General features: G+C 61.5%; 12 protein-coding genes and 3 pseudogenes. 9 read left to right on the top strand and 6 right to left on the bottom strand.

Going from position 1 to position 13,819, the window contains the following annotated elements:
- Positions 1-100 precede the first annotated feature (100 nt).
- Positions 101-370 (top strand): annotated as a pseudogene (locus AC0V2S_RS04280) (methyl-accepting chemotaxis protein); the annotation flags it as partial.
- 951 nt (positions 371-1,321) lie between these two features.
- Here AC0V2S_RS04280 and AC0V2S_RS04275 read toward each other — a convergent pair.
- Entirely contained in the window at positions 1,322-2,065 is a 744-nt protein-coding gene (locus AC0V2S_RS04275; RefSeq protein WP_475508642.1) for an SDR family oxidoreductase, read from the bottom strand.
- Positions 2,066-2,204: 139 nt separating this feature from the next.
- On the opposite strand from AC0V2S_RS04275, the gene AC0V2S_RS04270 reads away from it, so the two are divergent.
- A complete protein-coding gene (locus AC0V2S_RS04270) occupies positions 2,205-3,119 on the top strand; it encodes a LysR family transcriptional regulator (protein WP_475508641.1) in 915 nt (304 codons plus the stop codon).
- Here AC0V2S_RS04270 and AC0V2S_RS04265 read toward each other — a convergent pair.
- The 4 genes from AC0V2S_RS04265 to AC0V2S_RS04250 all read right to left on the bottom strand — a co-directional run bounded on the left by AC0V2S_RS04265 (position 3,116) and on the right by AC0V2S_RS04250 (position 4,777).
- Positions 3,116-3,733: an SOS response-associated peptidase gene (locus AC0V2S_RS04265; protein ID WP_475508640.1), complete on the bottom strand. Its 618-nt coding sequence runs from the start codon at positions 3,731-3,733 to the stop codon at positions 3,116-3,118. The genes AC0V2S_RS04270 and AC0V2S_RS04265 overlap by 4 nt on opposite strands.
- A 26-nt stretch (positions 3,734-3,759) precedes the next feature.
- Entirely contained in the window at positions 3,760-4,020 is a 261-nt protein-coding gene (locus AC0V2S_RS04260) for a putative signal transducing protein (protein WP_475508639.1), read from the bottom strand.
- Positions 4,020-4,202: a CPXCG motif-containing cysteine-rich protein gene (locus AC0V2S_RS04255; protein ID WP_122452527.1), complete on the bottom strand. Its 183-nt coding sequence runs from the start codon at positions 4,200-4,202 to the stop codon at positions 4,020-4,022. Before AC0V2S_RS04255 ends, AC0V2S_RS04260 begins: the two co-directional genes overlap by 1 nt.
- Positions 4,203-4,330: 128 nt before the next feature.
- A complete protein-coding gene (locus tag AC0V2S_RS04250; protein ID WP_475508638.1) occupies positions 4,331-4,777 on the bottom strand; it encodes an NUDIX hydrolase in 447 nt (148 codons plus the stop codon).
- Between the two features lie 208 nt (positions 4,778-4,985).
- Here AC0V2S_RS04250 and AC0V2S_RS04245 point away from each other — a divergent pair, with 208 nt between their 5' ends.
- Positions 4,986-6,149: a 1-acyl-sn-glycerol-3-phosphate acyltransferase gene (locus tag AC0V2S_RS04245; RefSeq protein ID WP_475508637.1), complete on the top strand. Its 1,164-nt coding sequence runs from the start codon at positions 4,986-4,988 to the stop codon at positions 6,147-6,149.
- A 138-nt stretch (positions 6,150-6,287) separates the two neighbouring features.
- Here the strand turns inward: AC0V2S_RS04245 and AC0V2S_RS04240 are convergent, their stop codons facing one another.
- Positions 6,288-6,569, bottom strand: coding sequence for a hypothetical protein (locus tag AC0V2S_RS04240; RefSeq protein WP_475508636.1), 282 nt, complete (start codon positions 6,567-6,569; stop codon positions 6,288-6,290).
- A gap of 295 nt (positions 6,570-6,864) precedes the next feature.
- Between AC0V2S_RS04240 and AC0V2S_RS04235 the strand changes: the two genes are divergently transcribed.
- The 6 genes and pseudogenes from AC0V2S_RS04235 (at position 6,865) to AC0V2S_RS04210 (ending at position 13,800) form a co-directional block, all read left to right on the top strand.
- The gene (locus tag AC0V2S_RS04235) at positions 6,865-8,028 is read left to right on the top strand and encodes a dipeptidase (RefSeq protein WP_475508635.1); all 1,164 of its coding nucleotides are present in this window, start codon (positions 6,865-6,867) and stop codon (positions 8,026-8,028) included.
- Positions 8,029-8,151: 123 nt separating this feature from the next.
- Positions 8,152-9,617, top strand: a pseudogene (rhlB, locus tag AC0V2S_RS04230) (ATP-dependent RNA helicase RhlB).
- Between the two features lie 146 nt (positions 9,618-9,763).
- On the top strand, positions 9,764-10,282 hold the full coding sequence (locus AC0V2S_RS04225; RefSeq protein ID WP_475508634.1) for a sigma-70 family RNA polymerase sigma factor: 519 nt from the start codon (positions 9,764-9,766) through the stop codon (positions 10,280-10,282).
- Positions 10,279-11,229 carry a FecR domain-containing protein gene (locus tag AC0V2S_RS04220; protein ID WP_475508633.1) on the top strand — a complete coding sequence of 317 codons (951 nt, stop codon included), beginning with the start codon at positions 10,279-10,281 and terminating at the stop codon, positions 11,227-11,229. Before AC0V2S_RS04225 ends, AC0V2S_RS04220 begins: the two co-directional genes overlap by 4 nt.
- A gap of 107 nt (positions 11,230-11,336) precedes the next feature.
- Positions 11,337-11,825, top strand: coding sequence for an STN domain-containing protein (locus AC0V2S_RS04215; RefSeq protein ID WP_475508632.1), 489 nt, complete (start codon positions 11,337-11,339; stop codon positions 11,823-11,825).
- Between the two features lie 47 nt (positions 11,826-11,872).
- A pseudogene (locus AC0V2S_RS04210) lies at positions 11,873-13,800 on the top strand (TonB-dependent siderophore receptor).
- Positions 13,801-13,819 lie beyond the last annotated feature (19 nt).

Genomic DNA, 13,819 nt, shown 5'->3' with positions numbered 1-13,819 from the left:
CGGACCTCTCATGAACGCGCCACTCGCCCCTGCGCCTTTGCGCGCAGCCGTTAAAACCGAGGACAGCACCCACAGCACCCTCTCGCAGGTAAAACTGCTGATCGCTGGCCTCAACCAACGCTGGATCGAAATCAGCAAAGTTTCCGAAGTTATCCGCCAGATCGCCAAACACACCAACCTCGTGGCCCTGAACGCCGCCATCGAAGCTGCCCGTGCCGGTGAACAAGGCCGTGGGTTTGCCGTGGTCGCCGATGAAGTGCGGCGCCTGGCCACCCAGTCGGCCGAAGCCACCGCCGAGATCGGCACCGTGGTTAGCACCATCCGCCAGGAAAGCGCCAAAGCCCTGGCCGACGTCGAGAAAGCCGAACGCGCCAACGTGCTTGAACAAGCGCAAGTGCTGCTGGCCCACGAAGCGTTGCAACTGCAAGCGCAGTTCGCCGGCATGGCCACGGCACTGTTCGGATTGAAGAACTTTATTCTCGGCATGAAAGCCAAAGGCTTCGGCCCCGAGCGCGAACAGATTGACGCGGTGATGCACCAGTACCTTTCGCAAAATCCCGACCTGCTGGCCTTCGCCTGTGCCTGCGAAGCCAACGTGCTGGACAACCGCGACGCCGAGTTCGCAGGCGCTCCCGGCTACGACGCCAGCGGCCGCATCATGGCCTACTGGAACCGTGGTGCCGGCAGCCTGCAACGCGAATGCCTGGTGAACTACGACGACGATTGGTACGTGCTGCCCAAGCGCAAAAACCGCGATGTATTTATGGAGCCTTACGACTACCCCATCGCCGGCCGCACCATTCTCATCACCTCGTTTATGACCCCGATGCAACACAACGGCCGCTTCCTCGGCATTCTCGGTGCCGACTACAGCCTGGCCCAACTGCAAGAGCGTTTGGGCCAACACGCGCCGTTTGGCCACGGCCATTACGCGCTGCTGTCGAACAAGGCGATCTACGTGACTCACCCCGATGCGGCACGGTTGGGCAGTGCGGCCAGCGAGTTGCCGATGGAACTGCGCAACGCCGTACGCGACGGCAAGCCGCTGCAACAACAGAGCGGCAATCGCATGTTGTTGGTGCAGCCGATATTCGTGGGGAATTGCGATGCGCCGTGGGCGTTGTTGATGTCGTTCGAGCACACCCACGCCAGTTCTTAATACAAAAAGTCGAGGCTAAAGCCTTTCCCGCAGGGTTAAGAGGTCTCCTGTGGGAGAGGCTTCAGCCTCGATGCTTTTGATGCGTCGATACCGACTAGAGGCATCGGTTGCAGGCCCGGCCAATCGAGGCTGAAGCCTCTCCCACAGTTGATTTACGGTTCTTTAAAAATCCTGCACGGTTGGGCGCAGCAGAATTTCGCTGATATCCACATCCGCCGGCTGCTCGATGGCAAAGGCAATGGCGCGGGCTACCGACTCAGCCGGAATCGCCATCTTGTAGAACTCGTTCAAGCCGTCGCTGCTGGCCTGGTGCGAGCTGCCGTGCTTGAGTTCGGTGTCCACCGCACCTGGCGAAATTACGGTGGTGCGAATCGCGCCGCCGACTTCATGGCGCAGGCCATCGCTGATCGCCCGCACGGCAAACTTGGTGCCGCTGTACACGGTGCCACCCGGGCTGAACACCTTCACGCCGGCCACCGAGGCCACGTTGATAAAGTGCCCGCTGTTCTGCTGCTCAAAGCGCGGCAAGGCGGCGGCAACGCCGTAGAGCAGGCCTTTGATATTGATGTCGATCATGCGGTCCCACTCGTCCACCTTGAGGTCGCTCATCGGCGCGATGGACATCAGCCCGGCGTTGTTGATCAGCACATCCACGCGGCCAAAGCTGTCCACCGCGCCCTGAATCAAGGCTTCAACTTCGCTGCGGTTGGTCACGTCGGTGGCATAGGCCACGGCCTTGCCACCGGCGGCGTTGATTTCGCTGACCAGGCTATCCAGACGATCCTTACGACGCGCGCCCAGCACCACCGCTGCGCCCAGTGTCGCCAGGTGGCGCGCCGTCGCTTCGCCCAGGCCGCTGCTAGCGCCGGTGATCACCACAACCTTTCCAGAAATGTTGTTGCTCATGCTGCAATCCTCAAAGAAGCGGGCCAGGGAGTCGGCGCCGGTTGAGGGCAACTATAGGGAGACCCCTTGCAACTGAAAATGGAACAGATAGGATTTGGCTATTCCATAAACTGGAACAAACCAAACGAGGCTCCAGCCAATGCTTAACCGCATGGAACTGCTGAAAATTCTCTGTGCCGCCGCCGAAGCCAACAGCTTTCGCGAAGCCGCCACGCGCCTGAGCATTTCCCCGCAAAGCGTCACCCGCGCCGTTCAGGAACTGGAACAGCAGTTCGGCGAAATCCTCTTCCACCGCAGCACCCGCCAAGTGCACATCACCGCCTTCGGCCAAAGCCTGGTGGCGCAAGCGCAGCAGACCCTGGATAGCGTCGACCAACTGTTCCAGCGCAACACCCGCAACCAAGTAGAAGCCATCAGCGGCCGCGTCGGCATCACCGCGCCGCATGCCATCGGCCGGCGGTTTCTCGTGCAACTCCTGGTGCCGCTGCTGCGCGAACACCCAGGCCTGCAAGTGGAACTGCGCCTGGAAGATGAGATGACCGATGCCGTAAGCGCGCAGATCGATATCGGCATTCGCGTCGGCATGATTCGCGACCGCCGCTATATCGCCAGGCAAATGGCCAAGGTGCCGCTGCATGTGGTCGCCAGCCCCGCGCTGGTCGCCAACGGCGGCGTACCGCAAACCCTGGAGCAGCTGCAGGAAAGGCCGCTGTCGGCCCTGATCGACCGGCGCAGCGGCAAACCCTGGCCCTGGTTATTCGCCCACAACGAGCAGTTGGTGCCGGCGCCCGCCGCCTTTATCAGCGATGACCCGGAAGCGGAGTTGGAAGTGGTGTTGGCCGGGCTGGCCTATGCGCAAGTGCCGAGCTACCTGGCGGTGCCGCACCTGCGTAGCGGCGCGTTGGTAACGGTGCTGGAAGACGTGGCGCCTGCCGCCTGGGACCTGTTTATCTACCGGCCGCAGCGTGGGCCGGTGTCGTCCAGAGTGCGGCTGGTGTTCGACCATTTGCTCGCGCAATTCAGCGACAAAACCCTGTTCCCCGAACAGCCTTAAGCCGGCGTCAAACACTCCGGCCCGTTAGCCTTCGGGTCGTTTACAAAATGCGCCAAGGCCCGCTCGCGCAGCACCGGGTTGGGCTGGCACAACAGCTCTTGCAGCTTGGGCAACGGTGTATCGTCCGCCAGCCAGATTTCCTGGCCGCTGGCATCGAGAATCAGCGGCCGGCGCAAACCACTTGCTGGTTGGGTGATCACCGCCACGCTCAGGTACGTATGCCCCTCCACCGGAAACGCCTCCCACACCGCCGCGAAATACAGCGGCGATTCCTCGCGGGTAATCCAGTACGGGCGCTTGCGCACCGAACCGCGCCACTCGTAAAACCCATTGGCAGGCAACAAGGCCCGGCGCAGGCGCAAGGCATCGCGAAACATCGGCTGTTCAGCCACTGTTTCGGCACGGGCATGGGCAGGGGTTTTGGAGAGATCAGTGAGCCAGGGCGGCGTCAGGCCCCAGCGCGCCAAGGCAGCATGGCGCTGGCCCTCGACGTTGCGCAGCATCAGCACCTGGCTAGTGGGCGCGATATTCCAGCCCGGCTGTTGGCCGGCAGGAAAACCAGGGGTAGCCGCCAGGGCGGGCGTCCAGCGAAACAGGGCGTAGCGTCCACACATCGGGCGAGGGGCTCATTGAAAAGGGTTCAGCATAAGAGGATGCCCTGGAATTCTTCGGGCTCATCGCCCGGCAGCGGCTGCGCGGCATTGTACGCGGCGATCAAGCTGCGTGCGTGCTCGGCCTGCTGATTGGGCACCATCAGGCCCAGCAAGCCCATGGCCGGTAAATCCCCGGCAGCGCCAAGCAACAGCCCGCCGGTAACATGCGCCTCCACGCCCTCGCTCGCCAGCATGCTGGTAAGCAGCTCTGCTTCCATCAAATCCTGTGGCTCATAAATGCGCTGCATCAGTCATTCTCCGCACGAACATCCAACTCCCAGCCATCGCCGTCGGTACGCAGATCAAACACAATCGGCCGGCAACACACCGGGCAATCTTCGATGTACTGCTGGTCGCCGCCGGAAAGGTCCAACACCGCCTCGGCGGGCTCGCCGCAGTAAGGGCAATCGTAGAACTGGGTTTCGAGCATAGGGCGCTCCTGTGGCGGGTTGGCAGTTACTACATACGACTACAAGCGCAGCGGATTGGCCCAACTTTCATTGCCGGTTGGAACGAATATAGCCCGTAGGAAAAAGGGCGGGATTTGCATCGTGGCTATCACTGCAAGCGGCCAGTTGCCTTAAGCAGTTCAAGAAGCCCTTCCGGCACCAACCGGGCCGCCTCCGTAAAACTCGAACTGTCACACCACGCCGCCCGAAAAGCTGCGCCGTCACTCTCACAGCCATCCAGCCAAGATTTCTCATAAACGGTGGCATCGTCAAAGCGCGCGTCATAAACCTGCACTATCTCGTGCCCCGGTTTGCCGGCATAGGTGAAGATGCTTTCCAGCGTGCCGATCAGCTCTACGTTGTGGATCGCCAGCCCCAACTCTTCCTGCACCTCACGCACCACCGCGTCGCGGCTGGGCTCGCCGAACTCGATGCCGCCGCCGATGGGGCGGAAGAAGGATTGGCCGGAGGTCGCATCGTGAAACTGGTTAACCAGGATTTTGCCGTTGTGATGGAAGATACAGAGGGCAAGCGGGCGAATATGTGGGGCGGGCATGAGGACAGCGCTCGGTCGAGTGGGCGTTTGAAAGCGCGAGAGGATACAGGTGATAGCGCCGCGTCCGCGCACTCCCCCTTCACAGCCACCCTGTGACTTGCGCGTATAATCTCCGGTCTATTGCTGACCGCCTGCCCACGCAGTAATTTGCACACGGCCTCCTCGGCGCACTTCCCTCCGTAACCGCTGGAAAAAACAAGAGAGCATGATGGGCGAATTCGATGCCATCCGACCGTACGCTGATGCCGAGGTCCCTGCCGTTTTGGCGCGGCTGCTGGCGGATCCAGCCTTTTTGCAGATCCTTACGCATTTCCGTTTTCCTCGCCTTTCCCGGCATTTTTCCTGGCTGTTGAAGCCGCTGATCGCCCATCGCCTGCGTGCGCAATTCGCGTCCATCAATTCGGTGGCGGCGTTGCAGGACAAGGTGGAGGTGTATGTCGACCGCAGCATCGAGCACGCCACCGATGGCGTGACGTATAGCGGCCTGGAGCATTTGAAGGCGGGCAAGGCGTATCTGTTTTTGGCCAACCACCGCGATATCGTGATGGACCCGGCCTTTGTGAATTACGCGGTGTATCACGCGGGCTTGCCGACGCCGCGCATTGCCATTGGCGATAACTTGCTGCAAAAGCCGTTCGTGAGCGACCTGATGCGCTTGAACAAGAGCTTTATCGTGCACCGCTCGCTCACCGGGCGGCGCGAGAAGTTGGCGGCGTTTCAGTTGTTGTCGGCCTATATCAACCATTCGATTCGCAACGACGGCGAGTCGATCTGGATTGCCCAGGCCGAGGGCCGTGCCAAGGACGGCGATGACCGTACCGATTCGGCGATCTTGAAGATGTTCCACATGAGCCGCAAAGATGAGGCGTTCGCCGCGGTGGTTGGCGGGCTGAATCTGGTGCCGGTGTCGATCAGTTATGAGTACGACCCGTGCGACCAGGCCAAGGCGCGTGAGCTGTTTATTCGCGCCACCACCGGCACCTATGAGAAGGCGGCTGGTGAGGATGACAAGAGCATTGGCCTGGGCATTACTGGCTACAAGGGCCGCGTGCACCTGAACTTCGCTCCGCCGGTGGTGGATGGGTTTGAGGACAGCAAGCAGCTGGCGGTGGAGATGGACCGGCAGATTTTGAGCGGCTATCGACTGTTTCCGGCGCATTACCTGGCGTATGCGCAGTGGGCCGATCGCGACCCGAGGTTGCAGGTGCCGGATGCCACCGAACTGTTCCCGGCCGAGGAGTTGGCGCAGGCGCAGCAGGAGTGGCAGAAGCGTTTGGACAGCTGCCCGGCTGAGCAGCGGCCGTTTTTGGTGGTGCAGTATGCGACGCCGGTAAGGAACCAGTATCGGATCAAGGCTGGGTTGCCGTTGTAACGGTTCCAGGCATGAAAAAAGGCGGCCCCGGTTTCGGGTGCCGCCTTTTTTGTCTTTTCGATTTGTTGGGCTTCGTTTCACTCAACCCAACCTACGCAGCGTAGGTTGGGTTGAGTGAAACGAAGCCCAACGGCGATCTTAAAATTGTGTACTGAACCACGACACCATCAGGCCAATGGCCAAACACGCATAACCGAAACTGGTGAAGAAGCGGTTGAGCTGCTGGGTGGAGGCATCCACGCCGGACAGCTCGGCTTCGGCGCCTTCGCTCTCGGCAACCAGGCCGGCGATGGCGCGGCGTTGGCGGATGCGGGTGGCGATCAGCAGCCAGCTGCCGGCGACGGCGAAGAACAGTGCCAGGGCATTGATGGATTGAGCGGGGTGGGACAACGCGAGGGAAAACAGCGCCTGCAACGACATCTACAACCTCTGCTTCAGGACCGATGAAATGGCCCTGGGTGACTACCGCGCCGGCCTGGTTCGGGGCGCTACGGCGGCGGATTCTACCGGACGGATTTGGCGTTGGTTGGGTTTCCGACGAATGTAGGGCTAGCACCCGCCTGTGTAGGAGCGACCTTGGTCGCGAATCCTGGAAAAGGTATTCACGACCTGTGTTTGCAGGGTTCGCCAGCAAGCTGGCTCCTACGGGTAGGCGCATGTGCCTGGCGATTTGCTACAGTCCCGCCCACAACAACAAAAAGCTCGGATGCTCCCCATGCGCAAACTCTCGATAGTGGTATTGGTGCTACTGGCCGTCGGCCTGGGCGTTTTTTTCTATGTGCCCACTTACCTGGACCGCACGATGAACAGTGTGGAAAACCCGGCGCCCTACCCGGCCAATGACCAGGCCACCTCGCTGCACAAAACCTTGTTTGTCGCCGATCTGCACAACGACGAGTTGCTGTGGCAGCGCGACATTCTCAAACGCGCCGATTACGGCCACTCCGACTTGCCGCGGCTTATCGAAGGCCATGTGGCGTTGCAGGTGTTTTCCACGGTCACCAAAACCCCGAAAAACCTCAACTACGAAACCAATGGCAGCGACACCGACAACATCACCCTGCTGGTGATGGCCCAGCGCTGGCCGACGGCTACCTGGAAAAGCCTGCTGCAACGCGCGCTGTACCAAAGCAAACGGCTGCATGAGGCGGCGGCCAATAGCGACGGCAAGTTGGTGGTAATCAAAACCCGTGGCGATCTCGCTTCCTTTATAGAGGCGTGGAAAAAAGACCCGAACCGCGTCGCCGGCATCATGGCCACCGAAGGGTTGCAGGTGATCGAGGGCAAGCTGGATAACGTCGACCGCCTGTACGACGCTGATTTCCGCATTGCCGGCCTCACGCACTTTTTCGACAACGAGGTGGGCGGCTCGGCCCATGGCCTGGTCAAGGGCGGGCTCACGCCGCTGGGCCGTCAGGTGATTACCCGGTTGGAAGAGAAAGGCATGTTGGTGGACCTGGCCCACGCCTCACGGCCGCTGATCGACGATGTGCTGGCGATGGCCAAGCGGCCGGTACTGGTGTCGCACACCGGCGTCGAGGGCACCTGCCCGGGTACGCGCAACCTCAGCGATGCGCATATCGAGAAGATTGCCGCCACTGGTGGCGTGATCGGCATTGGCTTCTGGGATACCGCGGTGTGCGCGACGACGGTTCCGGCGATTGTGAAGGCCATCCGCTACACCGCCGACAAGGTGGGCGTGGAACACGTGGCGTTGGGTTCGGACTTTAACGGCACCATTCACGCGCCGTTCGACAGCACGGGCTTGGCGCAATTGACCGAGGGCCTGCTCAAGGCGGGCTTTAGCCAGGAAGACATTGCCGCGATCATGGGCGGCAATGTGCAGCGACTGCTGCTGCAAACCCTGCCGGAAGCCTGATTTCGCGGACTAGAACGCACGCCACTAGCAGAAATTTAGCCAAGTGCCTGCAACATTTCGCCGCACTGGCTTATTGCTTTACACTGGCGGGCGTTCATTCCTTAACCAATTGAAGAGATTCCCGTGCTCAAAGCACTCAAGAAAATGTTTGGCAAGGGCGAAGGCGAGCTGCCGGCGTCTGTTGCTGCCGCCCCCTCTTCCGCGCCCACTCCTGCCGTAGACAGCCCCGCCAGGCCAAACCAAGCCAGCCGCGGCAGCCACGTGCAGCGCAAACCGAGCGTTCCGACGCCCTGTTGCCGCTACCGAAACCACCGTCAGCCAACCTGACACGCCAACCGAAAAGCCCGCCGTTCGCGCCCAGCGCCAGTGGTAAGCACCTGGAAATTGGAAGACTTCCATGTTGAGCCGCAAGCCGGCAAAACCCGCTTCCATGACTTCAAGCTGTCCGATGACCTGATGCACGCCATCCACGACCTGGGTTTCCCGTACTGCACGCCGATTCAGGCCGAAGTGCTGGGCTACACGCTCAAGGGCCAGGACGCCATTGGCCGCGCGCAAACCGGCACCGGCAAAACCGCCGCGTTTCTGATTTCCATCATTACCCAACTTGAGCAAACCCCGGCGCCGAAAGAGCGCTTTATGGGTGAGCCCCGCGCGCTGATCATCGCGCCAACCCGCGAGCTGGTGGTGCAGATTGCCAAGACGCCGCCGCGCTCACCAAGTACACCGGGTTGAACGTGATGTCGTTTGTCGGCGGCATGGACTTCGACAAGCAGCTCAAGCAACTGGAATCGCGTTTCTGCGACATTCTTGTAGCGACTCCGGGCCGTTTGCTGGACTTCAACCAGCGCGGCGAAGTGCACCTGGATATGGTCGAAGTGATGGTGCTCGACGAAGCCGACCGCATGCTGGACATGGGCTTTATTCCGCAGGTTCGGCAGATCATTCGCCAAACCCCGCCGAAGAACGAGCGCCAGACCCTGCTGTTCTCCGCGACCTTCACCGAAGACGTGATGAACCTCGCCAAGCAGTGGACCACCACCCCGGCCATCGTTGAAATCGAGCCTGAAAACGTGGCCAGCGACACCGTGGAACAGCACATCTACGCCGTAGCCGGCAGCGATAAATACAAGCTGCTGTACAACCTGATCACCCAGAACAACTGGGAACGGGTGATGGTGTTTGCCAACCGTAAAGACGAAGTGCGCCGTATTGAAGAGCGCCTGATTCGTGATGGCGTAAGCGCGGCGCAGATGTCCGGCGACGTGCCGCAGCACAAGCGCATCAAGACCCTGGAAGGCTTTCGCGAAGGCAAGATTCGCGTGATGGTAGCCACCGATGTGGCCGGCCGCGGCATTCATATCGACGGTATCAGCCACGTGATCAACTTCACCCTGCCGGAAATGCCGGATGACTATGTGCACCGCATTGGCCGTACTGGCCGTGCAGGCGCAAGCGGCGTGTCTATCAGCTTTGCCGGTGAAGATGACTCCTACCAGTTGCCAGCGATTGAGACGTTGCTGGGCCGCAAGATCAATTGCGAAACCCCGCCGACCGAGTTGCTGACGCCGGTACCGCGCAAGCACTGATCGTCGAACAGTAAAAAGCCCGTCCATGTGACGGGCTTTTTTGTGGGCGACGTTTGGCTTTGAATCACGCAAAAAGTGGCAATTGTTACTTGATAGGAATTATCATTTGCCACCTTTTCGTAACCGCTGCGAAGCGCGAGTGTGTGATGTCGTCCGCCGGGCAACCTCTTTCTCAGCTGTATAGCGCTCACCACGGCTGGCTCACGGCGTGGCTGCGGCGCCGTCTCGGCTGCTCGCACAACGCGGCGGATCTTGCCCAAGACACCTTTATGCGCCTACTGGTGGCCGACCGCGCCGCGCGGTTGCCCAGCGATTTGCAGGAGCCGCGGCATTTTCTGGTGACGGTGGCCAAGCGGGTAATGGTCGATCACTTCCGCCGCCGCGCGATTGAACAGGCGTATTTGCAGGCATTGGCGTTACAGCCGCAGGCGGAAGAAATCTCGCCGGAAACCCGCTTGCTGATGGTGGAAACCTTGTTGGCTCTGGATGCGATGCTCGACGGCCTGGGCCATAAAACCAAGCAGGCGTTTCTGCTCTCGCAACTGGAAGGCCTGGGGTACAGCGAAATTGCCCAGCGCCTCGGCGTGTCGGTCAGTTCGGTTACCAAGTACATGGCCAAAGCCACCGAGCATTGCCTGCTGTTTGCCCTGGATGCGCAGCTGTGAAGAGCCAGGACAAACGCCTGGCGCTGCGTGAGGCGGCGCATTGGTATGCGCGCCTCGGCGCTGAGCAGGTTGGCGTTGATGCGCACCAGCAGTGGAGCGCCTGGCATGGCCAGGATGCGTTGCACCAATGGGCCTGGCAGCAGGTGCAAAACCTCCAGGCGCAGTTGCAGGGCCTGCCCGGCCCGCTCGCCTATCAAGCTATGCAGCACGCTGGCAGCAGCTCGGTAGTGGGCCGGCGCACGCTGCTTAAAGGGCTATTGCTGGGTGTAGGTGTTAGCGGCTTGGGGCTATATGGCTACCGCGAAGCACCGGTGTGGTTGGCGGACTACCGCACCCGCGTCGGCCAGCGTCAGCGCATTGCCCTGGCCGACGGCACCACGCTGATCCTCAACACCGCCAGCGCCGTGGACGTGCGCTTGCAGGCCGACCTGCGTCTGGTGGTGGTGCAGGCCGGCGAGGTGTTGATTGAAACCGGCAAAGACCCGCGGCCCTTCGTGGTGCGCAGTGCCGAGGGGGAAATGCGCGCCCTCGGCACGCGCTTTACCGTGCGCCAGCGTGAGGGTATTACCGACCTTTGCGTGCTGGAACATGCCGTGGCCGTACGCAACAAAGAGGGCACGGGCGTAGAGCAGATTATTGCGGCCAACCAGCGCCTTTCCTTCTCCGCCAGCCAGCTGTACAGCCCCACCCCGGTCGACCCCAATCAGGCGCAATGGGCCACCGGCCACCTGGTGATCGACAACTGGCGCCTAGATCGTCTGCTCGCCGAATTGCAACGCTACCGGCCTGGATTTGTGCAGTGCAGCGCCGAGATTGCCGAGCTGCGTTTGTCGGGCGCCTACCCGCTGGATGACACCGACAGCGCCCTCGCCGCCATTGCCCGCGCCTTGCCGGTGCGCATCGAACAGCGCACCCGCTATTGGGTGCGGGTGCTTCCCAACGTCTGATTGCATCCCCCGCAAAAAAAGTTTCTGCCGCCATTGTCGATTTGCCGCGCCTCGCTCGACTCCCTCTGCAAAGAACCATAACGCTTACACGATTTTCAGGAGTCAGCATGTACGCAGGGCAAAACACCACCGCACGTCGTCCCCTCAGAACGCCTTTGGCCGCCGCCATTCTTGGCGCCACCCTGGCTGTGCACGGGGCGTTGCTGATGCCGGCCGTGGCCCGCGCCGCCGACAGCGCCACCAGCGCCCAACGCAGCTACACCATCGCGGCGGGTCCGCTGGGTGCCGTGCTCAGCCGCTTTGCCGGTGAGGCCGGCGTGGTGCTGTCGTTCGACGCCAGCCTCACCAACGGCAAGCAGAGTGCCGGCCTGCAGGGTCGCTACAGCGTCGAGCAGGGCTTTGCCCAGTTGCTGGCCGGCAGCGGTTTGCACAGCGTGCGAGAAACCGGCAACAGCTATTCGCTGGTGCCGGCACCCAAGGGCGATGGCCTGGCACTGGGCGCCGCCACGATCAATGGCAATGCGTTGGGCGACACCACCGAAGGCACCGGCTCGTACACCACCGCAGCACCCGCTCGGCACTCAAGCTGCCGCTGACGATTCGCGAAACCCCGCAGTCGGTCACCGTGATTACCCGCCAGCAAATGGACGACCAGGGCGCCCGCGATATCAGTGATGTACTGGCGCGCACGCCGGCGTTTCGGCCCAGCAGTACGACAGTGACCGCATGGAGTTTTCCACCCGAGGCTTCACCATCACCAACTACCAATACGACGGCGTGAATACGCTGTACGACGGCGTGTACGACCAGGGCACCACGCACACTGACATGGCCGTGTATGACCGCGTGGAAGTGATCAAGGGCGCCACCGGTTTGATGACCGGCCTGGGCGACCCTTCTGCCACCGTCAACCTGGTGCGCAAGCGCCCGACCCGCGAGTTTCAGGCCTCGGTATCCGGCACCGCCGGCTCATGGGATAACTACCGCAGCGAAGGCGACGTGTCCGGCCCGTTGAATGACGCCGGCACGCTGCGCGGCCGGATGGTGGGCGTGTACCAGGACCGCGACTCGTACCTGGACCACTACTCGCAGAGGAAAGACATTCTCTACGGCATTTTCGAAGCCGACCTGACGCCCGACACCCTGCTCACCTTCGGCATCGACCACCAGAACAACAAGCCGCGCGGCACCTCGTGGACCGGTGATATCGCCTTCTTCAACGACGGCAGCGAAACCGACTTTTCCCGCTCGTTCAACCCCGGCACCGACTGGAGCCGCCGCGATTTCGAGAGCACCAATTTTTTTGGCTCGGTGGAGCAAACCCTGGCCAATGACTGGAAGCTCAAGGCCAGCCTCACCCACATGATCAACGATCACGACACCCTGCTCGGCTCGGCGAGCGGCACCACCCTCGCCGGCCTGGACCCCGTCACCGGCGAAGGCGCCGCCTTCTACTGGGGCCACTGGGAAGGCCACCGCGTGCAGGACACCGTGGACGTCAACGCCAGCGGCCCCTTCACCCTGTTTGGGCGCGAACATGAATTGGTGGTGGGCTACACCGCCGCTGCCGCGAAAACCACCGGCGATTTGTTTGAAGGCCTGGGCGGCGATGCGGTGCCGGGCAATCTGTTCGACTGGAATGGCAAGTACCCGGAACCGGACTTCGCCACCGTCGGCGATTACGAAACCAACCAGCGCCAGAGCGGCGCGTACCTGGCCAGCCGGTTCAAGCCGACCGATGATTTGGCGATCATCCTCGGCACCCGTGTCAGCACCTTCAAGTACGACGACAAGAGCGACTTCGATGTCGACCCCGACACCCGCACCAGCTACGAACAGCATGGCGTCGTCACGCCGTATGCCGGCGTGGTGTACGACCTCGACGACACCTACTCGGTGTACGCCAGCTACACCTCGATCTACCAGCCGCAAACGGTGAAACAGCAAAACCTCAACACCCTCGACCCGGTGGAAGGCGCCAGTTACGAGGGCGGGTTGAAGGGCGAATATTTTGGTGGTCGGTTGAATGCCAGCCTGGCGCTGTTCCGTATCGAGCAGGACAACGTGGCGGAGTATGTCGGCACCACGCTGACCGGCATCGACTACTACAAACCCATCAAGGGCGCGACCACCAAGGGCATTGAACTGGAAGTAGCCGGCGAGCTGAGCGAGGGTTGGAACCTGTCGGCCGGTTACACCTACGCGCGCACGCGCGACAAAGATGACCAGCGCATTTACGGCTATCCGTTGGCCACCACCAAGCCCGAGCACGTGGCGCGGCTGTTCACCAGCTACCGCTTAACCGGCGACCTCAATCGGTTGACCATCGGCGGCGGGATGAGCTGGCAGAGCCAATTCTATGGCCAGGCGTGGGGCCCGTACGACCTCAAGCAAGGCGGCTACACCCTGGTGGACGCCATGGCGCGCTACGACTTCAACGAGCACCTGAGCGCCAGCCTGAATGCCAAGAACCTGTTCGATAAGGAGTACCTGTCGGGGCTGGGTAACTTCGGCACGACGTACTACGGCGAGCCGCGCAGCTTGAGTGTGTCGGGAACGTATAAGTTCTGAACGTGATTCGTAGGTTGGG

The sequence above is a fragment of the Pseudomonas sp. CC11G genome (assembly GCF_056174845.1).
This window is presented reverse-complemented; position numbering and strand designations above follow the sequence as displayed.